At 32.1% G+C, this 24689-nt stretch carries 26 protein-coding genes; 3 read left to right on the top strand and 23 right to left on the bottom strand.

The window, feature by feature from the left end; all coding sequences use genetic code 11:
- Positions 1–18 precede the first annotated feature (18 nt).
- The 17 genes from atpB to fdaB all read right to left on the bottom strand — a co-directional run bounded on the left by atpB (position 19) and on the right by fdaB (position 15605).
- A complete protein-coding gene (atpB, locus tag HMPREF2647_RS00495) occupies positions 19–744 on the bottom strand; it encodes a F0F1 ATP synthase subunit A (RefSeq protein ID WP_002448665.1) in 726 nt (241 codons plus the stop codon).
- Positions 745–772: 28 nt separating this feature from the next.
- Positions 773–1120 (bottom strand): ATP synthase subunit I, encoded by a 348-nt coding sequence (locus tag HMPREF2647_RS00500; protein WP_070859288.1) that lies wholly within the window; start codon positions 1118–1120, stop codon positions 773–775.
- Between the two features lie 147 nt (positions 1121–1267).
- A complete protein-coding gene (gene wecB / locus HMPREF2647_RS00505) occupies positions 1268–2413 on the bottom strand; it encodes a non-hydrolyzing UDP-N-acetylglucosamine 2-epimerase (RefSeq protein ID WP_017175129.1) in 1146 nt (381 codons plus the stop codon).
- A gap of 19 nt (positions 2414–2432) precedes the next feature.
- The gene (gene upp / locus HMPREF2647_RS00510) at positions 2433–3062 is read right to left on the bottom strand and encodes a uracil phosphoribosyltransferase (protein WP_070859290.1); all 630 of its coding nucleotides are present in this window, start codon (positions 3060–3062) and stop codon (positions 2433–2435) included.
- Positions 3063–3086: 24 nt separating this feature from the next.
- Entirely contained in the window at positions 3087–4325 is a 1239-nt protein-coding gene (glyA, locus tag HMPREF2647_RS00515) for a serine hydroxymethyltransferase (protein ID WP_070859293.1), read from the bottom strand.
- Positions 4326–4349: 24 nt separating this feature from the next.
- Positions 4350–4874: a TIGR01440 family protein gene (locus tag HMPREF2647_RS00520; RefSeq protein WP_019835610.1), complete on the bottom strand. Its 525-nt coding sequence runs from the start codon at positions 4872–4874 to the stop codon at positions 4350–4352.
- A gap of 109 nt (positions 4875–4983) precedes the next feature.
- A complete protein-coding gene (locus HMPREF2647_RS00525; RefSeq protein ID WP_017175125.1) occupies positions 4984–5400 on the bottom strand; it encodes a low molecular weight protein arginine phosphatase in 417 nt (138 codons plus the stop codon).
- On the bottom strand, positions 5397–6437 hold the full coding sequence (locus tag HMPREF2647_RS00530) for an L-threonylcarbamoyladenylate synthase (protein WP_019835609.1): 1041 nt from the start codon (positions 6435–6437) through the stop codon (positions 5397–5399). Before HMPREF2647_RS00530 ends, HMPREF2647_RS00525 begins: the two co-directional genes overlap by 4 nt.
- An 84-nt stretch (positions 6438–6521) precedes the next feature.
- A complete protein-coding gene (gene prmC, locus HMPREF2647_RS00535; protein WP_070859296.1) occupies positions 6522–7358 on the bottom strand; it encodes a peptide chain release factor N(5)-glutamine methyltransferase in 837 nt (278 codons plus the stop codon).
- Entirely contained in the window at positions 7345–8421 is a 1077-nt protein-coding gene (prfA, locus tag HMPREF2647_RS00540; protein WP_017175122.1) for a peptide chain release factor 1, read from the bottom strand. Before prfA ends, prmC begins: the two co-directional genes overlap by 14 nt.
- Positions 8421–9020, bottom strand: coding sequence for a thymidine kinase (locus HMPREF2647_RS00545; protein WP_017175121.1), 600 nt, complete (start codon positions 9018–9020; stop codon positions 8421–8423). The genes prfA and HMPREF2647_RS00545 overlap by 1 nt, the downstream gene beginning before the upstream one ends.
- A gap of 174 nt (positions 9021–9194) precedes the next feature.
- Entirely contained in the window at positions 9195–9452 is a 258-nt protein-coding gene (locus HMPREF2647_RS00550; RefSeq protein ID WP_002448672.1) for a type B 50S ribosomal protein L31, read from the bottom strand.
- 115 nt (positions 9453–9567) lie between these two features.
- Positions 9568–10884 (bottom strand): transcription termination factor Rho, encoded by a 1317-nt coding sequence (rho, locus tag HMPREF2647_RS00555; protein WP_017175120.1) that lies wholly within the window; start codon positions 10882–10884, stop codon positions 9568–9570.
- Positions 10885–11123: 239 nt separating this feature from the next.
- Positions 11124–12551, bottom strand: coding sequence for an aldehyde dehydrogenase family protein (locus HMPREF2647_RS00560; RefSeq protein WP_049382309.1), 1428 nt, complete (start codon positions 12549–12551; stop codon positions 11124–11126).
- A gap of 109 nt (positions 12552–12660) precedes the next feature.
- Positions 12661–12996 (bottom strand): winged helix-turn-helix transcriptional regulator, encoded by a 336-nt coding sequence (locus HMPREF2647_RS00565; RefSeq protein ID WP_002488141.1) that lies wholly within the window; start codon positions 12994–12996, stop codon positions 12661–12663.
- 87 nt (positions 12997–13083) lie between these two features.
- On the bottom strand, positions 13084–14355 hold the full coding sequence (locus HMPREF2647_RS00570) for a UDP-N-acetylglucosamine 1-carboxyvinyltransferase (protein ID WP_019835606.1): 1272 nt from the start codon (positions 14353–14355) through the stop codon (positions 13084–13086).
- A 392-nt stretch (positions 14356–14747) separates the two neighbouring features.
- Positions 14748–15605: a class IIb fructose-bisphosphate aldolase FdaB gene (gene fdaB, locus HMPREF2647_RS00575; protein WP_002448638.1), complete on the bottom strand. Its 858-nt coding sequence runs from the start codon at positions 15603–15605 to the stop codon at positions 14748–14750.
- Positions 15606–15766: 161 nt separating this feature from the next.
- Between fdaB and HMPREF2647_RS00580 the strand changes: the two genes are divergently transcribed.
- Entirely contained in the window at positions 15767–16288 is a 522-nt protein-coding gene (locus HMPREF2647_RS00580) for a DUF2529 domain-containing protein (RefSeq protein ID WP_019835604.1), read from the top strand.
- A gap of 116 nt (positions 16289–16404) precedes the next feature.
- Here the strand turns inward: HMPREF2647_RS00580 and HMPREF2647_RS00585 are convergent, their stop codons facing one another.
- The 3 genes from HMPREF2647_RS00585 to HMPREF2647_RS00595 all read right to left on the bottom strand — a co-directional run bounded on the left by HMPREF2647_RS00585 (position 16405) and on the right by HMPREF2647_RS00595 (position 19710).
- Complete coding sequence (locus HMPREF2647_RS00585) at positions 16405–18012, bottom strand: CTP synthase (protein ID WP_019835603.1); 1608 nt, start codon at positions 18010–18012, stop codon at positions 16405–16407.
- A 197-nt stretch (positions 18013–18209) separates the two neighbouring features.
- A complete protein-coding gene (gene rpoE / locus HMPREF2647_RS00590) occupies positions 18210–18740 on the bottom strand; it encodes a DNA-directed RNA polymerase subunit delta (RefSeq protein ID WP_002448639.1) in 531 nt (176 codons plus the stop codon).
- A 109-nt stretch (positions 18741–18849) separates the two neighbouring features.
- Positions 18850–19710 carry a GNAT family N-acetyltransferase gene (locus tag HMPREF2647_RS00595; protein WP_017175115.1) on the bottom strand — a complete coding sequence of 287 codons (861 nt, stop codon included), beginning with the start codon at positions 19708–19710 and terminating at the stop codon, positions 18850–18852.
- A 180-nt stretch (positions 19711–19890) separates the two neighbouring features.
- Between HMPREF2647_RS00595 and coaW the strand changes: the two genes are divergently transcribed.
- The gene (gene coaW, locus HMPREF2647_RS00600; RefSeq protein ID WP_070859299.1) at positions 19891–20691 is read left to right on the top strand and encodes a type II pantothenate kinase; all 801 of its coding nucleotides are present in this window, start codon (positions 19891–19893) and stop codon (positions 20689–20691) included.
- Positions 20692–20760: 69 nt separating this feature from the next.
- Here the strand turns inward: coaW and HMPREF2647_RS00605 are convergent, their stop codons facing one another.
- The 3 genes from HMPREF2647_RS00605 to HMPREF2647_RS00615 form a co-directional block, all read right to left on the bottom strand.
- Positions 20761–21426, bottom strand: a complete 666-nt coding sequence (locus HMPREF2647_RS00605) for a DUF2750 domain-containing protein (protein ID WP_017175113.1) — start codon at positions 21424–21426, stop codon at positions 20761–20763.
- A gap of 104 nt (positions 21427–21530) precedes the next feature.
- The gene (locus tag HMPREF2647_RS00610) at positions 21531–22727 is read right to left on the bottom strand and encodes an L-aspartate--L-methionine ligase LdmS (protein WP_037541099.1); all 1197 of its coding nucleotides are present in this window, start codon (positions 22725–22727) and stop codon (positions 21531–21533) included.
- Positions 22728–22731: 4 nt separating this feature from the next.
- Positions 22732–23907, bottom strand: a complete 1176-nt coding sequence (locus HMPREF2647_RS00615) for a M20 family metallopeptidase (protein WP_017175111.1) — start codon at positions 23905–23907, stop codon at positions 22732–22734.
- Between the two features lie 259 nt (positions 23908–24166).
- Between HMPREF2647_RS00615 and HMPREF2647_RS00620 the strand changes: the two genes are divergently transcribed.
- Positions 24167–24637, top strand: coding sequence for an S-ribosylhomocysteine lyase (locus HMPREF2647_RS00620; RefSeq protein ID WP_017175110.1), 471 nt, complete (start codon positions 24167–24169; stop codon positions 24635–24637).
- The last annotated feature ends 52 nt before the right edge of the window (positions 24638–24689 follow it).

The raw sequence follows: 24689 nt of genomic DNA on the forward strand, positions 1-24689 counted from the left end.
CTAAAATGTTTGTTTATGTTAATGTGCGTCCGCAACTTTATGGGACATGTAAACCATAGATAGCATAATAAAGATATATGCTTGGATTGTACCGACAAAGATTGAGAATCCTTGCCATATAATTAAGCCAGGAATACTAATTATCCAGCCCCAGCCGTTTTGGAAAAACAGGCCAGCTAACAGTGATAATAGTAACTCACCAGCAAAAATATTACCGTAAAGACGTAAACCTAGTGTTAATGTTGAAGAGAATTCTTCAAAGACATTAATAATTGCTAATGGCCAGAAAGGTTTAAAGTAATTACCAACATATGCTTTTGTTCCACGCATTTTAACACCATAGTAATGTGTTAATAAAATCATCATCGTAGATAACGTCAACGTTACAGTCGCGTCAGCAGTTGGAGATTTCCACCATAAATAATGATCATGTGTAACAATTGCAAATGGTAAACCTAGCATATTGGCAACAAAAATAAATAAAATTAATGTTACCGCCAAGAAGTGAAATTGACCACCTTTTTTCCAAGCCATGTTACTCTCAATAATGCCTCTTACAAAATCGAAAATCCATTCGATAAAGTTTTGTTTGCCACTAGGTCTTTTCTTAAGATTACGCGTACAAACAATAGCTATTATAAAAACAATAATAGCAGTAATAATAAGCATCATAATACTTGCTAAGTTGAAAACAATATCAAATCCAAACACATTCCAACTTACGAGTGGGGATTTGTGATCCATGTACTCACCTCTTTCTGTATATAGTTTACTATTTTAGCAAGAGAGGGCGAAAAATGATTAATACATAAGAAATCATAAGGCCTATCATTATACCAATGATATTTACATTCTCTTTAAAGACAACCCATACTATACATGCAATAATTGCGACTAAGTATCTCCATACATTACCTGTAGAAATATGTATATTATCTGGTTGTTTTGCCCTAGAAAGATATATCTCAAAAATGTATGTGTTGATTAGAGAGCCAAGTGTCCCAATTATTAAGCCTAATAAAAAAGAATTAGATTTAATAATATACAAAATACTTAACAATATTAAAAAATAAATGTAATATTGAATGAATTGTCTAAATATGATGCTGAACCGTTTCATTCTTTGTGCCTCCAAAACTTATGACAATCATGGAAACCGTTCCACTCATACAATTTTAATAATAATATAGGGTAATTTATGTGTCAATTCTATTCAAATTGTTGTTTAATTTAACACCAATATTGTCATAAAATGTTCACAAATAAATCAACAATTTTTTAACTTTTCAAATTCTTTAGGTATTTCTTCAGTTAATCCTAAATAGTATTTAATACTATCACATATACGTTCAGATGCCTTTCCATCTCCATAAGGATTTTGAGCATAGGCCATATTATTATAAACTTGTTTGTTCTTTAATAATTTTCTTATTTCTTGATACACATGTGTATACTCTGTTCCAATTACTTTTAATGTTCCAGCTTCTACACCTTCAGGTCTTTCAGTTACATCTCTAAGAACTAAAACTGGTTTATTTAATGATGGTGCTTCTTCTTGAATGCCTCCAGAATCAGTCAAAATTAAATAAGCATGATTAGCAAAATTATGAAAATCGACAACATCTAATGGTTCAATAAGCTCTATCCTTGGATGATTTTCTAAATAAGCGTATGATAGTTTTCTAACTTCGGGATTCATATGTAAAGGAAAAACTACTACAACGTCTTCAATATCTTCAACGATATCTCTAACTGCTTTGAAAATATGTTCCATAGGTTTTCCAATATTCTCTCTACGATGAACGGTCAGCAATACAATTTTTTTATTTTTATGCTTTTCTATCAACTCAGAAGTATAATTTTTATTAATTGTAAAATTTAGTGTATCAATGGCAGTATTGCCAGTAATCACTATAGATGTCTTATCTTTGTTTTCTTGAATTAGATTGCGTTTTGCACCAATAGTAGGAGCAAAGTGTAAATCGGCAATATTACTAACCATCTGCCGATTTATTTCTTCTGGAAAAGGCGCATATTTATTCCCACTTCTAAGACCAGCTTCTACGTGGCCTACAGATGTATGATTATAAAATGCTGCTAATGCGCCAGAAAAAGTAGTTGTTGTATCACCATGAACAAGTACCATATCTGGACATTCTTTTTTCATAATTTGCTCAAGTTGAATAATAGATTTAGCTGTTATTTCTGAAAGAGTTTGCCCTTTTTTCATGATATTCAAATCATAATGTGGTTTTATGTTGAATGTTTTTAAAACTGAATCAAGCATTTCTCTATGTTGAGCAGTTACAACAATAATTGGTTCTAGCATTGAATCTTTTTCAAGTGCTTTAACTAAAGGTGCCATTTTAATTGCTTCCGGTCTTGTACCAAAGACTGTCATAATCTTTCTCATAATATTTACTCCTATAGTACTATTTAGTACCAAATAATCTATCCCCAGCATCTCCTAAACCAGGTATAATATATGCTTTTTCATTAAGTTTTTCATCTAAAGCTGCAATATAGATATCAACATCTTCATGCGCTTCTTGCATTTTTTCAACACCCTCAGGTGCAGCAATTAAACACATAAAACGAATATTCTTTGCACCTCGATTTTTTAGTGAATTGATTGCTTCGATTGCTGAAGCGCCTGTAGCTAACATTGGATCAACTACTATAATTTCACGTTCATCGATATCTTGAGGTAATTTAGCAAAATATTCTACTGCTTTTAATGTTTTAGGATCACGATACAAACCAATATGTCCTACACGAGCAGCTGGAACTAAGCTTAATACACCATCTGTCATCCCTAATCCTGCTCTTAAAATAGGTACAATTGCTAATTTTTTTCCAGCTAATCGTTTTGCTGTCATAGTTGTTACAGGTGTTTCAATTTCTACATCTTGCAATTGTAAATCTCTTGTAACTTCATATGCCATTAGCATACCTACTTCATCAACAAGCTCTCTAAATTCTTTTGTTCCAGTATTTTTATCACGAATGTAACTCAATTTATGTTGAATGAGTGGGTGATCAAATACATGTACTTTACTCATAATTCATTTCCTCCATTTATGTTGTTATTCATATAGCGGATATTGTTGAGTCAATTGTTTTACTCTATCACTAGCTTCTTTCAATTTTGCTTGGTCATTTGAATTTTTTAATGCTGTACTGATAATTAAAGCAACTTCTTTAAATGCTACTTCATCAAAACCACGCGTCGTTGCAGCAGGAGTGCCTAGTCTAATTCCACTTGTAACGAATGGTTTCTCCTGATCAAAAGGTATTGTATTTTTATTACATGTAATACCAATTGAATCTAATGTTTCTTCAGCCTGTTTACCCGTTAAATTAACTGATTGTTTCACATCTACTGAAATTAGATGATTATCTGTACCTCCTGAAACAATTCTAAATCCTTCATTTTGAAGTGTTTCAGCTAAAGTTTTAGCATTTTTAATGACTTGTTCTTGATACACTTTGAAATCTGGTTCTAAAGCTTCTCCAAAAGCAACAGCTTTTGCAGCAATCACATGTTCTAGTGGTCCACCTTGAATTCCAGGAAATATTGTCTTATCTATCTCTTTTTTATACTTTTCCTTGCAAAGAATCAGGCCTCCACGTGGTCCTCTCAACGTTTTATGAGTTGTACTGGTAACAAAGTCAGCATATTCTACAGGATTAGGATGTAATCCAGTTGCTACTAAACCTGCAATGTGTGCCATATCAACCATTAATTTAGCACCAACTTCATCAGCAATTTCTTTAAATTTCTTAAAATCTAATTGTCTAGAATACGCTGACGTACCAGCTACAATTAATTTAGGCTTATGTTTCTGTGCCAATTCACGAATTTCATCATAATTAATTCTTTCAGTTTCTTTATCTACGCCATAATCGATAAAGTTATAAAACTTACCACTAAAATTAACTGAAGCACCGTGAGTTAAATGACCACCATGACTTAAATTCATTCCAAGCACAGTATCTCCCATCTCTAAAGCAACTAAATACACTGCCATATTAGCTTGAGAACCTGAATGGGGTTGTACATTTGCATGTTCAGCTCCGAATAAAGCTTTGATACGTTCAATAGCTATTGTTTCCGTAACATCAACATATTCACAACCACCATAGTAACGACGACCTGGATAGCCTTCTGCATATTTATTTGTCATTACAGATCCTTGCGCTTCCATTACCGCTTCTGAAACGAAGTTCTCTGAAGCAATGAGCTCAATATTATTGTTTTGACGGTTGTATTCATTTTGAATCGCTTCATAAATAATGTAATCTTGTTCTTTAATATAAGACATATATTCCCCTTCTTCCTTTAGAACTTATTCATATTTAGCTCTTTCTCCACCAATTTTTTTTGGTCTTGAAGTAGCGATTGTAACTGTAGCTTCACCAACTTTTTTAACGCTTGTTCTCAACGGAACACAAACATGATTAATGTGCATTCCAATAAGCGTTTGACCAATATCAATACCTTTAGGCACTTTTATATATTCAATGACTATTGGATCTTTCATATGTTGATAGGCATATGTAGCAAGACTTCCTCCTGCATGAACATCTGGTACAACAGTTACTTCTTCCATAGTAAATGGATTATAATCTTCACGCTCAATTGTAATCGCCCTATTAATATGTTCACAACCTTGAAACGCAAATGAAACGCCCGTTTCACGTTTTATACGTTCCAATTCATTAAAAATAGTTTCAGCAACTTCCATTGAACCAACTGACCCAATTTTTTCCCCAATTACTTCAGAAGTTGAACATCCTATCACACAAATCTCATCTTTTTTGAAAAACGATTGAGTTTTCAATTCATCCAGTAAAGTTGTAAGTTCTTGCATATTATTTCACCTCACTTACAAAGATAAAAAGAAGCATAGCTGACAAGCTATACTTCTTTATTATAACTTATTTATTACTCAACTTATACTATTAGCGTAATATTTCTCTTTATTCTTCGTGTTTCAATTTGCTAATAAGAGAATATAATTGATTAAATGTGTGACGATAAGTATCTATGCTACCGCCAAATGGATCATCTATTTCACCTGTTTCTGATACATACTCACATAATGTATAAATAGGATATTCTGTCCCAAATTGACTGATTAACTGTCGTTTATGACTATTGGTCATCGTTAAAATTAAATCACTTTTTAAGTCATCTTGACTGAATATTTGAGATACAGAGGGTTCTGGTAAATTATTTTCTAAAATAACTTCTAATGCTTCAGGAGTAATGGATTGTCCATTCATTGCAAATAATCCACGTGATTGAATAGAATCGTTAGGTAGAAGCGCTGTAGCTATACTTTCAGCAATAGGACTTCTACAAGTATTTCCAGTACATACAAATATTATCTTCATAATTCTCTTCCTTTAACTATTTGATTTCCCGTTGCTTTTAGCATACGATTCATAACTGCTTCAGAACCTTCAATATTATCAAAAGTATAAATAAATGCTTTTTTTATTCGTTCATCATCATCAATGTCATGTAAAATTTTATATAAGTTATGATTAGCCCCTTTAACATCTCTTTGATTTTCACAAAGAGAGATAAATATACCATCTTTAGGTACATACTTTTTCATACTAGAAGGTAAAACAAATGCTAACCCTGATTCATTTAACTCAGAAATAGGTTGTGTCAATTCAGTTAACATATATACAGGTGTTTTAGGTGCATAGTGTTTATATTTCATACCTGGTGCTATGGGACGTTCTAATTGATTATAATCATATTGAATGACGCTGTGAGGTACCACCTGATTAAGCATTGTTTGAGTAATTGATCCTGGTCTTGCTATTCTAAAAGGAAATTGGGTACAATCTAAAACTGTACTCTCCAAGCCTTCTTCACTTTGATCGCCATTCACAATACCATCTATTTTTCCATTTAAATCATTATAAACATGTTGAAATGTCGTTGGAGAAGGTCTTCCACTTATATTTGCACTGGGTGCTGCGATTGGTAAATCAACATATTCTAATATTGCTCTTCCAATTGGATGACTTGGCATTCTTACAGCAATAGAATTAAGACCACCTGTCACTTTCTCACATAAATATCCTTGTTTTAAAGGAAGAATAAACGAGATTGGGCCAGGCCAAAATGCATTCATTAATTTCTTAGCTTCCTTAGGGATAGTTGATACAAATGCATCCATTTGTGATTGCTTGTAAATATGAACAATCAGTGGGTTATCAGACGGGCGTCCTTTGGCTTTATAAATGTTTTCTACTGCCTGTTCATTTTTAGCATTGGCACCTAAACCGTACACTGTTTCAGTAGGTATCGCAATTAGGCCACCATTTTCATAAATAGTTTTTATTTCTGCTAATTGAGAAAACGTGTGGGGATCTTGACTATAATCTTTCATATTCCATATATTTGTTTTCACTTTGATCACACCTTTCACATATGTGAAATTATTAAAGAAAAAGAAGTGGGTTAGAAAATAATACATTTCTTTCCCACTCCACTATTACCACTTAAATGAAATCATTCTATTTAATCCGTTAATATCTTTCAAGAGATTTACATTCACATGCGGATATTTATTTATAATACGTGCTTTTAATATTTCTCCTTGATTATATCCAATTTCAAAAGTTACATAAGCCCCTTTATTAAGTACTTTTGGTAAATCATCTAGAATCATCTCATAAATTTCATACCCTTCATCCTCAGCAAATAACGCGATATGAGGTTCATACTTTACTACCGTATCTTCCATATCTTTCATCTCAGTTTGATCAATATAAGGAGGGTTTGAAATTAAGCCATCTAATTTAATATTTTCTTTAATAAGTGGTTTAAGGGCGTTACCTTTTAGAAATCTGATATCCGCTTTTAATTGATGTGCATTATCAGATGCTACCTCTAGAGTATCTTCAATAAGATCTGTGGCTATTACATTTAAGGTTGGATTTAGTTTTTTAAGTACAATTGCAATCGCTCCACTGCCTGTTCCTATATCAGCAATTGTACTTCCATCTTTACAATGCTTTAAAAAATGAAGCATAACTTCTTCTGTTTCTGGACGTGGAATAAGACATTGAGAATTTACTTGTAATTGATATCCATAAAATGATTGAAAACCAACAATATATTGAATAGGCTCTCCTAATAACATACGGTCTAATGCAAGTGAAAATTTTGCTTCTTCAGCTTGAGACATCTCATCATACATATGCATTAAATAATCAGTCCTAGACCATTTAAATAAGTCTAACATCAGCCATTCCGCTCTAGATTGCTCAAATCCTTTTTCTTTTGTTAATTCAATCGCTTCTTGTAAGGTATCTTTAAAGCTCGCCATTATTTAGTTCTTTCAGTTTTTCAGTTTGCTCAGAAAGTGTTAATGCATCAATAATTTCATCCAATTTACCTTCCATAATTTGGTCGAGCTTTTGTAAAGTTAAACCAATTCGATGATCTGTCACACGACTTTGAGGATAATTATAAGTTCGTACACGTTCAGAACGATCTCCTGTCCCTACAGCTGATTTACGTTGAGCTGCATACTTTTGTTGTTCTTCTTGTAATTTCATATCATATAATCGTGCTTTTAATACTTTTAATGCTTTTTCACGGTTTTGAATTTGTGATTTTTCTGAAGACGTTGCAATAATACCGGTTGGAATATGTGTAATACGCACAGCAGAGTCTGTAGTATTAACGTGTTGACCACCAGCACCACTTGAACGATACGTATCAATTTTCAAATCTTCATTACGTACTTCAATTTCTACATCTTCAACTTCAGGTAATACAGCTACAGTCGCTGTAGATGTATGAATACGTCCTCCAGATTCTGTTTCGGGCACACGTTGTACACGATGAGCACCATTTTCAAATTTCAACTTACTATAGGCACCACTACCTGAAACTGAAAAACTGATTTCTTTATATCCACCATGATCACTTTCTGCCGCTTCAACAATTTCAGTTTTAAAATTTTGAGATTCCGCATATTTTGTATACATTCTTAATAAATCGCCTGCGAAAATAGCTGCTTCATCTCCACCAGCTGCTGCTCTAATTTCGACAATAACGTCTTTTTCATCGTTTGGATCTTTAGGAATTAACAAGAATTTAAGTTGTTCTTCTAATTCAGGAAGTTCACTTTTTAATCCAGATGCTTCTTCTTTTAACATTTCAATTTCTTCTTTATCATCTGTTTCAGTTAGCATTTCATCTATTTCTGCTACTTCTTCTTTTTTACTTTTGTAATCTCTATAAACATCTACTGTTTTCTGTAAATCAGCTTGCTCTTTAGAATATTTTCGTAATTTATCTGGATCGTTGACGATTTCTGGATCACTTAACATTTCATTTAACTGTTCATATCTTTCTTCAACAATATCTAATTGATCAAACACTATATTTCCTCCTTGTCATTGATGCTAGGTGCTACAATATGATGTGCTCTGCATCTTGGCTCATAACTTTCATTTGCTCCTACTAATATAATTGGGTCATCAATTCTTGCTGGTTGTCCATCGATTAAACGTTGCGTCCGACTTGATGACGAACCACATACTGCACAAACGGCTTGTAATTTGGTCACTTGTTCACTTACAGCCATAATTTGAGGCATGGGGTCAAAAGGTTCACCTCTAAAGTCCATGTCTAAACCTGCTACTACAACTCTATGACCCTCTTCAGCTAGCTTTTCTACTATATGTACAATTTCATTATCAAAAAATTGAATTTCATCTATCCCTATGACATCAAATTGAGATAAATTTTGTAATAGTATTTCTCTAGCTGTTGAAATATTAATGGCTTCTAGTTCATTACCATCATGTGATACAACTTTTTCTTTATGATACCGGTCATCAATAGCCGGTTTAAATACGATTACTTTTTGTTTAGCATAAATTCCTCTTCTTAATCGACGAATTAATTCTTCCGATTTACCACTAAACATACTTCCAGTAATGCATTCAATCCAACCAGAATGGTAAGTTTCATACATTATAAGTTCCACCTTTTTCAAAACATAATCGCTTAATTATATCATATTTTCGTTTATTATAAATGAGTTTATTACTGGGTTATCATTGAACAAATGAATAAAATAGTTTAGAAATAAAAAAATACCTGCTTAATTCTATACATAATAGATTAGGCAGGCATTTTAAGTTCAAAATTAATTGTTGTTTGATTTGAGACCAAACTTTTTGTTGAAACGTTCCACACGACCATCCGCAGCAGCGAATTTTTGACGTCCTGTGTAGAATGGATGTGAATCAGATGATACATCTAAGCGAATAACTGGGTATTCGTTACCATCTTCCCATTCCATTGTTTCTGAAGAAGTTTTAGTAGAACCACTTAAGAATTTAAAATTAGTTGTTGTATCTAAAAAGATGACTTTGTGGTAATCAGGATGAATTCCTTGTTTCATTTTTTTCAGCTCCTTTGCCCTGAACCATCTGGAACAGAGTTATTTGTGAGTTTTTACCCAATACTGTGTAATTATAATAGTTATTGAAGGAAAACGCAACCCTCAATCATATATTTTAGATAATTGGTTTTCCTGTTTTTGTACTTTCAGCGGCTGCCTTTTGCAATTGTTCAAAAAATTCTTTGTTATTTTCTGAACGTTTTAATTTTCTTATAAAACGCTCTGTAAAATCGGTAGAATCAGTAAACATATTTCTAAGTTGCCATAATGAGTCTAATTCGGACTTGCTAATTAATAATTCTTCTTTACGTGTAGAACTACGTCCAATATCAATAGCTGGGAATATTCGACGTTCGGATAATTTACGATCAAGATGAAGTTCCATATTACCTGTACCTTTGAACTCTTCATAAATCATATCATCCATACGTGAACCTGTATCTACTAAAGCTGTTGCTAAAATAGTTAGGCTACCACCTGCTTCAATATTACGCGCAGCACCGAAAAATGCTTTAGGCTTATGTAAGGATGCTGGATCCAAACCACCTGACAATGTTCTACCACTAGGCGGGATAACAAGATTATATGCTCTTGCTAAACGCGTAATAGAGTCCATCAAGATAATGACATCTTGTCCTATCTCTACAAGACGTTTTGCTCTTTCTAGTAATAACTCTGCTACCTTAACGTGGTGTTGAGGAGGTTCATCAAAAGTGGAATGTACTACTTCTGCTGACTCTACTGAACGCTCTATATCAGTTACCTCTTCAGGTCGTTCACCTACTAATAATATAAATAATTTAGCATCTGGTTTATTTGTACTAATTGCATTTGCAATTTCTTTAAGTAATGACGTTTTACCAGCTTTAGGAGGAGCAACAATAAGACCACGTTGACCTAAACCAATTGGAGTAACTAAATCCATAATTCGAGTAGAATAGTTTTGAGGCTCTGTTTCAAGAATAATTCTTTCCTCTGGGTATAACGGAGTAAGTGCTTGGAAATGAGGACGTTTTTTTACAACTTCTGCATTTTCATCATTAACAAAGTCAACTTGTAGAAGTCCATAGTATTTTTCATTGTCTTTAGGCTTTCGTACTTTTCCAGTTACTTTATCGCCTCGTTTAATTTCAAAACGTCTAATTTGACTCGCTGATATATATATATCTTTTTCACCTTTAGAATAATTAACGGTTCTTAAGAAACCATATCCATCAGGTTGTATATCATCTAAAACACCCTCCATATAGTAATTTCCATCTTTTTCCATTTGAGCTTCCATAATTGCCAAGACAAGCTCACTTTTATTCAATTTACTATAATTAGTTAGTTTTAATGATTTTGCTTTTTGCGTAAGTTCTTTTGTCGTATAATTTTTATACAATTCATGAAAAGATTCATATTGTGGTGATGTTCGTTCTCTTTCAGGCATAAATTGCACCCATTTCTTATATTTTTATAAAAATCATCTAGCTACTAGCATTGTCAAATCATCTAAATGATTATAACTTAAATGTTTTAAACGTTAGCATCTTAAATACTAGAATTAATATAGCAAATTTTTAATTTAATTACAAAATGATTTTATTAAATTTCAAAAAATAAAACAGCTCATGGAACTAAAACAATTCCATGAACTGTATTTATATTAAAATATTTCATTATACTTAATTATTTAAAATAACCAGCAATTGATTTTACTTCTAAGAACTCTTCAATTCCGTAGTCGCCCCATTCACGACCGATACCAGATTGTTTATAACCACCAAATGGTAAATAAGGTTCGTTTGGAGATTCATTAATTTGAATTCTACCTGCCTCAATTGAACGTGCTACTTTTTGAAGCGTTTCTTTATCTTTACCAATTACATATCCTGCTAAACCATATTTAGTATCATTAGCAATTTCGATTGCTTCGTCTAAATCATTATATGTGATTACTGAAACAACTGGACCAAAAATTTCTTCTTGTGCAATAGTCATATCATTTTTAACATTTACAAAAATAGTTGGTCTAGCAAAATAACCTGTATCTAATCCTTCTGGTTTACCTGGACCGCCATATAATAATTCAGCGCCTTCTTCAATACCTTTATCAATATAAGATTGTACTGTGTCGAATTGTTTTTTACTAATGATTGGTCCTACTTGAGTATTTTTATCAAGTGGATCGCCAACTTTAACATTACTAAACTCTTCTTTTAAGGCAGTTAAGAATTCTTGTTTAATACTTTCTGGAACTAAGATTCTTGTTCCTGCAGTACATACTTGACCAGTATTATTAACAACCTTTCCAGTTGTAGCTTTTGCAGCTTCTTTAATATCTACATCGTCAAGTACGATATATGGTGATTTGCCACCTAATTCAAGAGATACTTTTTTGATATCTTTAGCTGCTTTTTCCATAATTTTAGAACCTGTAGCTCCAGAACCAGTGAATGACATCATTCTAACTTTAGGATGTTCGCTTAATGGATTACCTACACCTTCACCATCACCATTAACTAAGTTAAATACACCTTTAGGAACGCCTGCTTTTTCAAAGATTTCAGCTAAAATTATTGCAGCAAATGGTGTTTCTTCAGAAGGTTTTAACACAACTGGACTACCTGCAGCAAATGCTGCTGCTAATTTAAGAGATGTTTGATTAGTTGGGAAATTCCATGGTGTAACTAATCCAGAAACGCCAATCGCTTCTTTAGTTACCAAATCATCTCCGCGACGTTCTTCAAATTCAAATGAATCTAAAGCTCTACGTGCTTCTGAAAAGTGTTGTAAACCCATTTGATAATGAACATTTTCTGAAACAGTTAGTGGAGCGCCTAACTCTGCTGTAATTGTTTCAATAATATCTTGTTTTCTATTTTTATATTCTTCTACTATTCTATCTAGTAGTTGTTTTCTTTCTTCAACTGAACTATGGCGAAATTCTAAATATACGTCATGAGCAGCTTGAACCGCTTTTTCTACGTCTTTTTCATTACCTTTTGCAACTTTTCCAATAACTTCTTCTGTTGCTGGATTAATTACATCAATTGTTTCGTTACTTTCACTATCAATCCATTCACCATTAATATATTGTTGAGTATAATTTCTCATCAATGATTCACTCCTTAAGAATGTGTATGTCTAATATATATCCGATTTGATGTTATTTAAACATAATTAAAAGGTTAAAGTTTATATAAACTCCAACCTTTTAACTATATTATTTAACTGAATCGTTATGTTCTAATGTGACGTAATCTCTAGCCCATGCTTCAATTGGTCTTAAAGCCTCAGCAAGTGCTTTTCCTTTATCGGTTAACTCATAAACGATAGAAACAGGACGTGTAGAAATGACTTTTTTGTCTACTAATTCCCACTCACCTAATTCTGTAAGCTTAATACTTAATGCACGTGGAGTAATTGTTTTTAAATCCCTTTTCATATCGGAAAAGTGTGCAGTATAATCAGCGCATCGAGATAGGTAATTAATGATTAAACCGTTCCAACTTCTACCAACAATTTTAAAGGTTTCTTCGAGATATGGACAGATTTCCATTGTCTTCACCTCTATTCAAAACTTCTTAAACATTGCAGGTATTTAATATACTTCAGCAATTAATATATTTAAGTATATCAAAAATAATTAAACTTGTTCAGTCCAAATATCCGCACCTAAATCTTTAAGATGTTTAACGATATCTGTATATCCTCTATAAATATGTTTAACATTATAAATTGTTGTAACACCTTCTGCTAGTAATCCAGCAATAATCAAGCAAGCTCCTGCACGTAAATCACTCGCATATACTTTGGCACCTTGAAGTTTAGAAGGTTTAATTGTTGCAGTACCAGTAGACGTATCTGCTTCAATACTAGCTCCCATATTTTTGAGCTCTTCTACATGGCGGAAACGAGCTGGATATATCGTTTCTGTAACGAAAGATGGACCATCTGTCATAAATAATAAAGGCGTAATAGGTTGTTGTAAGTCAGTAGCAAATCCAGGATATACTAATGTTTTAATATCTACATTTTTATATGATGATTTACCTTTAATTACTATTTGTTCTTTATCATCATCGATATCAATATCAACACCTAATTCATTTAGTTTAACTGTGAGCGCTTCTAAATGTTTAGGTACAATATTTTTAATTGTTACTTCGTCACCACAAGCAGCGGCAATACACATATACGTTCCCGCTTCAATTCTATCAGGAATCACTTGATATTCAGCTCCATGTAACTCTTCAACACCACTGATTTTTAGAGTACTCGTACCGGCGCCTTTGATATTTGCGCCTAAGCTATTTAAAAAGTTTGCTACATCTACTACTTCTGGTTCTTTGGCAGCATTTTCAATCGTTGTTTGCCCTTTTGCATGAACAGCTGCAAGCATAATGTTGATGGTTGCACCAACACTTACCATATCTAAAAAGATGTTGGCTCCGTGCAATTCTTTTGCTTCTATTTTCATTGATGTATCACTTGATTCATCAATTTCAGCACCTAAAGCTTTAAATCCTTTAATGTGTTGATCAATTGGACGTGGGCCCAATGGACAACCACCTGGTAAACCAATCACACATTTTTTAAAGCGACCTAACATGGCTCCCATCATGTAATAAGAAGCACGTAAAGATTCAACTTTGTTATTTGGTAACGGTGCATTTTTAATGTCTGTTGTATCAACTTCTAATGTTTTACCATTAAGATTTGTTTTAATATTTAAATCTTCTAATAAACTCACTAGTGTTTCAACATCTGAGATTTGCGGTAAACCGTCAATTTTCACTTGTCCTTGCGCTAATAGAGTAGCTGGAATAATAGCTACGGCACTATTTTTTGCACCACTAATTGTAACTTCGCCCTTTAGTGGTTGACCACCTCGGATTTTAATTACTTCTTGACTCATTTATTTTTTCTCCTTTATTCGCCTTTTGTAAAATTATACATAATTCGCATTATAAATTATATATTATTTATTTGTAAAACACTAACTTTTAAAAAAACTTAGCAATTATAATATTAATATCCAAAAATCTAATATTTCATATAACGGATTGATAACACTATTATAAATCAATTTATACAATTATTTAATTCTGTTTTTTCATAAATTTTAAAAAGAGATAATTTATTTTTTATAAATCATGAGTCAGTAATTGATTAACACTCAGCATGACTAACTTTATACAAATACTTTAATAATATATCGTAAAATTTTTGTATAAAATAAAAAAACTGTCAACAAAGCGAACACTTTGCTGACAGTTCAGGTTGCCTTAACCTTTAATAATAATTATTTTATTTAGCGCGATTAGACGTACCAAACTCTCTAATTTTGCCTTTTACTGTTTCTTTAATAGCTTCACGTGCTGGACCTAAGTATTTGCGAGGATCGTAAACTTCTTTATCATTGTTCAATACATCTCTAACAGCTTTAGCTGAAGCAATTTGATTTTCAGTATTTACATTAATTTTTGCAGTACCATAAGGGATTGCTTTTTGAATATCTTTAGTTGGAATACCTGTACCACCATGTAAAACAAGTGGTAATCCAGTTGATGCACCAATTTCTTCCATTTCTTTGAAGCCTAATTTAGGTTCGCCTTTATAAGGACCATGTACTGAACCTAATGCTGGTGCTAAAGTATCAATACCAGTTCTTTCGACTAATTCTTGACATTCTTTAGGATCGGCATAGATGATACCGCCTACAACATCATCTTCTTGTCCACCCACTGTTCCTAATTCAGCTTCAACTGACACGCCATGTTGATGTGCATATTCTACTACTTTAGAAGTAATTTCAATATTTTCTTCAAATGGGCTATGTGAAGCATCAATCATTACTGAAGTAAATCCAGCATCAATAGCTTCTTTACATTTTTCAAAACTTGAACCATGATCTAGGTGGATAGCTACTGGTATAGTAATGTTTAAATCATGCATTAAACCTTCTACCATTTTAACTACTGTATAAAAACCACTCATATAACGTGCAGCACCTTCGGAAACACCTAAGATCACTGGCGCGTTCTCTTCTTGAGAAGCTTCTAAAATAGCTTGTGTAAATTCTAAGTTATTTAAGTTGTATTGACCAACCGCATAACCATTTTCTTTCGCATCGATTAACATTTCTTTCATTGAAACTAATGGCATGAAAGTTCCTCCTTGTATCCAATTACATAAATTTTCAAAAATTATTATAGCAGATAATATTTTTTATTGCATGCTTAATTTAAAAATAATTGATAACTTTTGAAGCTTCATTGCATAAAATATTATATTTCATTACAATACTAATGAAATGGAGGATAATCATGTCAAAGATACTACAAACACAATTAACGGGTATATTTAATCGTTTAGAAGACCAAGCGTTAGACATACAAATGGCTGCTCAATGTTTAATCCAAGCTATTGGTGGAGAAGGATATGTATATATTAATGGTTATGGAGATTTAAAATTTTTTGAAACTTTTATATTAGAAAGTGATGAAAAATTAAATTCTAGTAAAAAATTGAGTGAATTAAACAGTTTAAATGATTTAGACACAACTGATCGTGTATTTTTATTCTCTCCTTTTTATACTAAGGAGGTTGCTCAAGATGTTCAACAATTAATAGACAAAGATATTGATTTTGTATTAGTATGCAATCGTCCTAAACAAGAAGATTTCCCTGAACATCTTATGCATTTTGTAAACTTATCAACTCCGCGTCCGATTGTATATACTGAGGATTACGATAAAATTGTACAACCTCATACAATGGCGTTTAATTACATTTACTATGATATATATACACAAATGATTGAAATGACTAGAGACTTGGAATTATAAATTAACTTTATAATCATTAGCGCCTAACATGTACAACCTTTATCTTCTATATAAATTGATATAAATGAAGCGGAATAGACTACTTTTAAAGTCTATTCCGCTTCTATTTTGATATTTTAATTTTGTTGGTGTTTATAAGCAGCTTCTACAAAAGCTTTGAAAATTGGCTGTGGTCTATTAGGTCTAGATAAGAATTCCGGATGGAATTGACAAGCAATGAAGAAATCATTTTCTGGAATTTCTACCATTTCCACTAAACGACCATCTGGACTAGTACCAGAAAAGACCATTCCTTTATCTTCTAATTGTTCTCTATAAGCATTATTAAATTCATAACGATGACGATGACGCTCTTCAATATTTGTTTCATTATAAATGTCATGTGCCAAAGTATGATCTTTAATAGTACATGGATAAAGACCTAAACGTAATGTGCCACCTAAATCTTCGATATCTTTTTGTTCAGGTAACAAATCAATAATTGGATATGGTGTATTTGGATCAAGTTCTGCTGAATGAGCATCTTTAAGTCCTACAACATTTCTTGCAAATTCGACAGTTGCTAATTGCATTCCTAAGCAAATACCAAAATAAGGTATATTATTTTCCCTTGCATATTTGATAGCTGAAATTTTACCTTCACTCGCTCTAAAACCAAAGCCACCAGGAACTAAAATTCCATCAACATCACTTAAATAACTCTCTACATTTTCGTCTGTCACTTCACTTGAATCAATCCATTTTACTACAACATCTTTTTTCAATGGATAACCTGCATGTTTTAGTGATTCCACCACTGACAAGTATGCATCTTGTAAACTTACATATTTACCAACTAAGCCAATAGTAATCGTACCATCTAATGAATTAACGGTATCTAATAAATATTGCCATTCATCTAATTGTGTATCGTATTTAGCATCTAAATCTAAGCGTTTAATTACAATATCGTCCATATTTTGAGCACTTAATTGTAATGGGATTTCATATAATGACGATGCATCTCTACATTCAATAACACTTTCTTTATCTATATCACAGAATAAAGCAATTTTATCTTTTAAATCTTGAGTCATTTCATATTCTGTTCGAACAACAATTAAATCAGGTTGAATACCTAAACCACGTAATTCTTTTACACTATGTTGTGTTGGTTTAGTTTTCATTTCTCCAGCTGCTTTAATGTATGGAAGTAATGTACAATGAACATACATAACATTCTCACGGCCAAGGTCACTTCTAATTTGGCGAATAGCTTCAATAAATGGAAGAGATTCAATATCACCTGTTGTACCGCCTATTTCGGTAATGACCACATCCGCATTTGTACTTTCTCCAGCCAATAATAAGCGTTCTTTAATTTCATTTGTAATGTGTGGAATCACTTGAACTGTTCCACCTAAATAATCTCCACGACGTTCTTTTTTTAGCACATGTGAATATACTTTTCCCGCAGTGACATTAGAATATTTATTTAAATTGATATCTATAAAACGTTCATAATGTCCTAAGTCCAAGTCAGTTTCAGCGCCATCATCTGTAACAAATACCTCTCCATGTTGATAAGGACTCATTGTACCAGGATCAACATTTAAATATGGATCAAATTTTTGAATTGTTACTTTAAGTCCTCTGTCTTTTAACAATCTTCCTAGAGAAGCGGCTGTGATACCTTTACCTAAAGATGAAACTACTCCGCCGGTTACAAAGATAAATTTTGTCATTGTCTGACCTCCTAATTTATTAAGGGTTGCTTCCTTACTCTATCTCTACAAAATTTAAACATTTCCTAAAAATAAAAAAATCGCTCCCTCTCACATATTTGTAAGGGGAGCGTATAACATTTATACACGTGTCCTAATTAAAGGAGCCCGAATAAAATTTTAACATTTTTCATTCAAAAGTCAATTAAAACTAATATTTAGTCATTAAAATCTTCTGCATCTTCAAATGCTTCTTCTTCACCTTCAGCGATGTCGTCATCATCATCTTCTTCAATAACGATATCTGAACCGTCAATATCTTCTTCATTATCATCAGAATCATCTAATGTTTCTTGATCATCCGTTTGAGCTGGAATATCATCGTCATCATCCATTTCATCGTCGCCAAGTAACTTAAGATTTTCATCTTCTTCATCATCGTCATCAAGAATATCAAATTTTTGAATTGTTGGTGCAATTTTTTCTTCAATATCATCTACTGAATACCAATCACGTAATCCCCATTGATTTTCACCAACATTTAAGAAACGTCCATCTGTATTTAAGTCAGTATAAAATTGTACAATACGATTTTCAATTTCATCATATTCATAATTACCGAGACTTTTAAATTCGTCAATAATATCATAGAGATTCATTGTTGACCCTTTATCGTGTAATAAAGTATAAGCCATATCGATAAATGATTTTTCATCAACCATTTCTTTAGTATAATCTTGAATTTTCATTATAACTAAACTTCCTTTCAAAGGATTTTATTATCTTTACATTGCTTTTATTAATAGTAACAAAGATAAATTATAAATGACATTTTATGATTTCGCAATTGCTATTCAATTAGTAATTAATATATTTTTTGAAAATAACTAAGTCATCTGATTGATCTGTCTCAACAAAGCCGCTACTAATACATAATGGCTTAAGTTCATTATTTTCTCCAAATAATGTAATACCTATACTTCTTATTTCTTTAAAATGTTTACGTACATATGTAGGAAGTTGTCTTAAAGCACTCCCAGCAATCCCCTCTTTTCTTTGATCTTTATAGACTTCTATTGCAGCGATATTTAGATGAGTATTTAGATGTTCGAGTGCAATAAATCCAACTTTTTGATCATCTTTTAATAAATCAATAATTTGATACATTGCAATATTTGAATTTTTATTCTCAACTAATTTCAATGACGATACATGTTTAGAATCCAAATCTAAATAGTATAAACGTTCTTTACCGATGGGTCCTTCTTCTTTAGTAGCAGTATGCATGAATCCAGCACGTTCATATACATTCCATGCCCCTTCATTTTCAGTATCAACAACTAAATATAAATGATTGAAATCTGGAAATAATAGTTGAACATATTGAGGTAAATACATCATCATAGTTGTACCATAGCCTTGTCCTTGAAATTTTTCATTAATAGACAATGATCGAACATAAACGACATGCTCAGGTGTATCATATCCTTCATGTTGATAATACTGATGAAGTATGAAGAATCCTACTACATCTCCATTTTCATTAATGGCAATATTAGCTACTCGATTTTCATCTTTTAAAGCATCTTCTAATACAGATTTAGGTAATGATGAATAAATTTGTTGTCGTTCGCTTAATTCAAAGTTTAAGACATCATCGCGATATTGTTCTTCAAATTCCTGAATTGTAATATTTTCAAATTGCTTTACTATACTCATAAAATTAACCCCTATATCTCAAAGTTGTTTTAATAATATCATATATAACCTTTAAATCTTATAAAATAATCTATTTACTCTAATATTTACTATTTATTTTATAATATTGTAAAATAATTGCAATTCGTCAAAATTATTATAGTATTAACATGTCATATATTAATTTTAGAGGTGAAAAAAATGAGAGTAGGTATCGATGCCGGCGGTACATTAATTAAAATAGCAATGGAAGATGATACACACCGTACATTGTCAACTGAATTAACAACAGATATAAATAAAGTCATTCAATGGTTAAACCAAAATGAATTCGAAAAAATCAATTTAACAGGTGGTAACGCAGGCGTTATTGCTGAAAACATCAAACAATCATCCCAAATATTTGTTGAATTTGATGCTGCTTCAAAGGGATTAGGTATTTTACTTAAGGAGCAAGGCCATCATATTAATCAATACATATTTGCAAATATAGGTACTGGTACGTCTTTACATTATTATAATGGTCACCATCAAGAACGTGTAGGCGGAATTGGTACGGGTGGCGGAATGATTCGAGGTTTAGGTTATTTATTGACTGAAATATCTGATTATGAAACACTTACAAATCTCGCTCAATCTGGAAATAGAGATATTATCGATTTAAAAGTTAAACATATATATAAAGATTCTGAACCACCTATTCCTGGTGAACTCACTGCTGCAAACTTTGGCAATGTACTAAATAATATGAATGAACGTTTTACTAACTCAGATAAATTAGCATCTGTCGTGGGTGTCGTTGGCGAAGTGATTACAACGATGGCGATTACAGTAGCTCGTGAATGTCAAACAAAAAATGTTGTTTATATTGGGTCTTCTTTTAATAATAATCCCTTACTACGAAAAGTTATTGAGGATTATACTGTTTTACGAGGATGTCATCCTTTTTATATTGAAAATGGTGCATTTTCAGGTGCAATCGGTGTCCTTCATTTAAGCTAATTCAAACTAAAAACATTAACATAAAAATCCCAATAGATTTCTTAAAAAAGAAACCTATTGGGATTTGATTTAAAATGATAATTCATTAGATACTTTTTGTGGAGAAACAATGGTGCCTACGACTCCAGGTTTTAAGTCTACTGCGACAGCTTGATCATTATCTCTTAATTTATCAAGCCATTCACTAAATACACTACCTTCAATTTCGATTAAATCACATTCTTCAAAATCTTTATCACGAACTTTTCGTGCCCGATTTTTAATACTCCATACAGGCATAATATTAGGTTTTTGATTTTCTTTATCACTAATAAGAATAAATCTTTTTTCCCCTTTACGTGTTAAGCCAAAAACATGATTTTCTTTTGAAATATCTTTTGCAAATTCTTTAAGACGAATTTTGTCTAATTCAGACATGAGTTCATTCATCATGTCTACAACTTTGACAATATGTCCCTCTTCTTTACTTGAAGTATTGATTAAAATTTTATCACTTTCATCAAACAATTCATCCATATCATACGTAACGAACGTATCAATATCAATATTTAATAGTCGATCAAATTGAATGTCTGAGTGATTTAAATACTCTTTTGCGATGTCTTCATTCGTCCACATTCCTGTGTAATCACCATCTTCATGATGAATACGAATTAATTTTTTATTTTTACTAGCCAAAATAATGACTTCATTAATTAATATCTCTTTGAAATAGTCATTATGCTTATATTCCATTACAAACCCTCTCTCTTAATATACTAATTAAATGTTAAATTATATTAAAATTAACGTCAAACATCCATATTTTTTTTTATAATTAATTTAACCTATACTCTAACTTAATTAGTATCATCAAGTTCACTAATAAATGCTTGTTCTAATTGTTCAACTTCTTCTTTAGAATCAGCATTCCATATACATCCAAAGCGAGAATTCACTTCATCTTTACCAAACCAATCACCGTCATAATACGAAAGAGGATAAAGCACGCCTTGTTTAACATATTTTAAAATAACATTGAAGAAACGAGTATTATCTCCTCTTGAAAAATAACTATAAAATTTTTGATAGTTAGGATTTAATTCATCTTGTAATAGTAGCATGCTTGTCGAACCATTTTGTCTAAAATTCAAATCTATAGCAAATACATTATCATTTTCATCTAATAATAAATCAAATCCTGCCACACCAATAAAGCCTAAATTCACTCCATTTTGCATAATTTCACGACCAGCTTGAATCACTTTTTCTGGAACATCATGCACATTTTCATTTCCTGCGTATAGACCATATTTATCAGTAATTTGATGGGCAGTACCTAGATAGGTGATACCTATTTCTTTAGAATATGCAAATTGGACACAATAATTTTTAACTGCTTCTATTTTTTGTTCAATGATTAAATTATCGGTAGCATGGGCCGCTTCAAATATTCGTTGAGTTGCTTTTTCTAAGTCTTCGTCGTTATAGCAAATCATTACGCCATAACCACCTGCAGTTGGTAATTCATCTCCTGGCTTAATTACAAAAGGATAATCCCAATCTTTGATACGACCTTTGAAATCTCTAATTGACACAATTTCACGGTCTGGTAAATATTTATGATTTGTCCATTCAGGAATACGTGATTTATTATTTAAAGCTACAAAAACGTCTTTATCAATGGCATACGCTTCGTCATCTACTATGTCATTGTTTTCGATATATTGAAAATATATTTTTTTCCCTTCTTTATTGATAATCTCTTGTAACAAGCGTTCATACGTTTCACGATCTCTAAATGTATAAAGATGCTTTGGTATTTTTTTACCAATAAAATCAAATAGTTGTTGTAACTTATCTGTAATACTCGCTTCGTGTACAACAATCGGCATATCCTTAGCGATAATCATTTCACGACCAGTCAAAAAATTAGACTGATGCTCTTCTGTTGTGAGCCAAGGATTCAATGCATAAGAAGGCCTTGAATTATATACAATATTTTCATTATACAAATCACTTAACGTTAACTTTGGAACACTATATTCATTTTTCATTTATTTACCCCTTTATTTGAGAATGTTGCTCTACAACCTCATCAAATAGTTTTTTATTTTCAATTAATTCTAGTCCCATAAGAGCAATAATTTTTGCGCCTCGAATCAAAGCTTGATCACCATGAACACTTGCAGCTGCTTCTCTAAAACGGTGTGTATGACCTACTAAATTTCTTGAACCAATTTTAACATGTGGATGAATCGTAGGAACTATATGACTAACATTTCCTGTATCTGTCGAACCAAAACCAAAATCATCATAACTTACTTCTTCGCCAACTTCTATGGCGTATTTTTCAAATAATTCGTCTAGTTTAGGTGTTTTTATAAATTCATTTACACCATTTTGAATAGGACCAAATTCATAGTCACAACCCGTTTGGATGGCTGCACCTCTTGCAATTTGATTAACACGTTCTGTTAAAATATCAAGTTCTTTTCTAGTAGTGGCACGTGTATAAAATCTCGCATGTGTATAATCAGGTATAATATTAGCAGCTTTACCTCCATCTAAAATTACACCGTGTACACGATGACTTTTCTTAATATGTTGACGTAATTGAGCTACACCATTGAAATAAGAAATCATCGCATCTAATGCATTTAAAGCCTCATCCGCATTTTCTGAAGCGTGGGCGCTTTTACCATAAAATTTAATATCAAGCACATCAACGGCTAATGTATTTATCGTTGGATATGTTTCATTTCCAGGATGAATCATAAGTGCAATGTCAATATCATCAATCACACCGGCTTTTACATATGAAGCTTTTGCACTTCCATTTTCTCCACCTTCTTCGGCAGGACATCCTAATACAACTACTTTTCCACCAACATGATCGATGACTTGTTTAAGTGCTATTCCTGCTAATACACTTGCTGTCCCAATGATATTGTGGCCACATGCATGACCTAAACCAGGTAAAGCATCATATTCAGCTAAATATCCTATAGTTGGTCCTTCTTTTTCAGACTGGTAAGTTGCAATGAACCCAGTAGCATGTCCGGCAATATCCGTTTCTATCTCAAAATCATTTGCTCTTAATTGATCAATCAATGTTCTTGATGCAAATATCTCTTCATTGCCTAACTCAGGACGCTCGTGTATACGATGGCTTATTTCGACATAATCGTACTTTTTATTCTCTATATAGTCTAATATCTCTTGTTTACTACTCATCAATCTATACTCCTTTTATACACGAATATTAATATCCATATTTATTTAGACATCAAGTCAATCCATTTCTTGATGTATCTTTAAATTTAATTATTACTTATTTTATCGGATTTACTATAGATTGTCATCACATTCATTTGAATTTACAAAATTTTCTTACAATAAGCATTTGAATTACTTGATTAAGAAAATTGTAAATGATTAGCACTCTTGTTACAATCATATTATTCAAGCAATGTATTTATAGGAGGAAATAAATATGACTAAAATGAACGTTGAAAGTTTTAATCTTGACCATACAAAAGTAGTTGCACCATATATTCGCTTAGCAGGCACAATGGAAGGGATTAATGGAGACGTTATCAAAAAATATGATTTACGTTTTAAACAACCAAATAAAGCGCATATGGATATGCCAGCGCTACATTCATTAGAACATTTAATGGCTGAACATATTAGAAATCATTCTGATAAAGTTGTAGATTTAAGTCCTATGGGTTGTCAAACTGGTTTTTATGTTTCATTTATTGATCACGATGATTATGAAGATGTATTAAATATTATTGAAAAAACTTTAAATGATGTGTTAGAAGCTACAGAAGTTCCTGCTTGCAATGAAGTTCAATGCGGTTGGGCTGCTAGTCATTCTCTTGAAGGTGCTAAAGCACTCGCAAAAGAATTCTTAGATAAGCGTAATCAATGGGACGACATTTTTGGTGAAGGCAAATAATTAATAATTAAATAAACAATGAGGCTGGGACATAAAGTATCTGTATAAGTGA

The organism is Staphylococcus sp. HMSC035D11, from assembly GCF_001836075.1.
Lineage (GTDB): Bacteria > Bacillota > Bacilli > Staphylococcales > Staphylococcaceae > Staphylococcus > Staphylococcus hominis.

Bases quoted from the DNA above. Each gene is read 5' to 3' on its own strand.
- atpB (WP_002448665.1), bottom strand. From the start codon at position 744: ATGGATCACAAATCCCCACTCGTAAGTTGGAATGTGTTTGGATTTGAT.
- HMPREF2647_RS00500 (WP_070859288.1), bottom strand. From the start codon at position 1,120: ATGAAACGGTTCAGCATCATATTTAGACAATTCATTCAATATTACATT.
- wecB (WP_017175129.1), bottom strand. From the start codon at position 2,413: ATGAGAAAGATTATGACAGTCTTTGGTACAAGACCGGAAGCAATTAAA.
- upp (WP_070859290.1), bottom strand. From the start codon at position 3,062: ATGAGTAAAGTACATGTATTTGATCACCCACTCATTCAACATAAATTG.
- glyA (WP_070859293.1), bottom strand. From the start codon at position 4,325: ATGTCTTATATTAAAGAACAAGATTACATTATTTATGAAGCGATTCAA.
- HMPREF2647_RS00520 (WP_019835610.1), bottom strand. From the start codon at position 4,874: ATGCAAGAACTTACAACTTTACTGGATGAATTGAAAACTCAATCGTTT.
- HMPREF2647_RS00525 (WP_017175125.1), bottom strand. From the start codon at position 5,400: ATGAAGATAATATTTGTATGTACTGGAAATACTTGTAGAAGTCCTATT.
- prmC (WP_070859296.1), bottom strand. From the start codon at position 7,358: ATGGCGAGCTTTAAAGATACCTTACAAGAAGCGATTGAATTAACAAAA.
- HMPREF2647_RS00545 (WP_017175121.1), bottom strand. From the start codon at position 9,020: ATGTATGAAACTTACCATTCTGGTTGGATTGAATGCATTACTGGAAGT.
- HMPREF2647_RS00550 (WP_002448672.1), bottom strand. From the start codon at position 9,452: ATGAAACAAGGAATTCATCCTGATTACCACAAAGTCATCTTTTTAGAT.
- rho (WP_017175120.1), bottom strand. From the start codon at position 10,884: ATGCCTGAAAGAGAACGAACATCACCACAATATGAATCTTTTCATGAA.
- HMPREF2647_RS00560 (WP_049382309.1), bottom strand. From the start codon at position 12,551: ATGAGAAATTATACTCAACAATATATTAATGGTGAATGGATTGATAGT.
- HMPREF2647_RS00565 (WP_002488141.1), bottom strand. From the start codon at position 12,996: ATGGAAATCTGTCCATATCTCGAAGAAACCTTTAAAATTGTTGGTAGA.
- HMPREF2647_RS00570 (WP_019835606.1), bottom strand. From the start codon at position 14,355: ATGAGTCAAGAAGTAATTAAAATCCGAGGTGGTCAACCACTAAAGGGC.
- fdaB (WP_002448638.1), bottom strand. From the start codon at position 15,605: ATGCCATTAGTTTCAATGAAAGAAATGTTAATCGATGCGAAAGAAAAT.
- HMPREF2647_RS00580 (WP_019835604.1), top strand. From the start codon at position 15,767: ATGTCAAAGATACTACAAACACAATTAACGGGTATATTTAATCGTTTA.
- HMPREF2647_RS00585 (WP_019835603.1), bottom strand. From the start codon at position 18,012: ATGACAAAATTTATCTTTGTAACCGGCGGAGTAGTTTCATCTTTAGGT.
- rpoE (WP_002448639.1), bottom strand. From the start codon at position 18,740: ATGAAAATTCAAGATTATACTAAAGAAATGGTTGATGAAAAATCATTT.
- HMPREF2647_RS00595 (WP_017175115.1), bottom strand. From the start codon at position 19,710: ATGAGTATAGTAAAGCAATTTGAAAATATTACAATTCAGGAATTTGAA.
- coaW (WP_070859299.1), top strand. From the start codon at position 19,891: ATGAGAGTAGGTATCGATGCCGGCGGTACATTAATTAAAATAGCAATG.
- HMPREF2647_RS00605 (WP_017175113.1), bottom strand. From the start codon at position 21,426: ATGGAATATAAGCATAATGACTATTTCAAAGAGATATTAATTAATGAA.
- HMPREF2647_RS00610 (WP_037541099.1), bottom strand. From the start codon at position 22,727: ATGAAAAATGAATATAGTGTTCCAAAGTTAACGTTAAGTGATTTGTAT.
- HMPREF2647_RS00615 (WP_017175111.1), bottom strand. From the start codon at position 23,907: ATGAGTAGTAAACAAGAGATATTAGACTATATAGAGAATAAAAAGTAC.
- HMPREF2647_RS00620 (WP_017175110.1), top strand. From the start codon at position 24,167: ATGACTAAAATGAACGTTGAAAGTTTTAATCTTGACCATACAAAAGTA.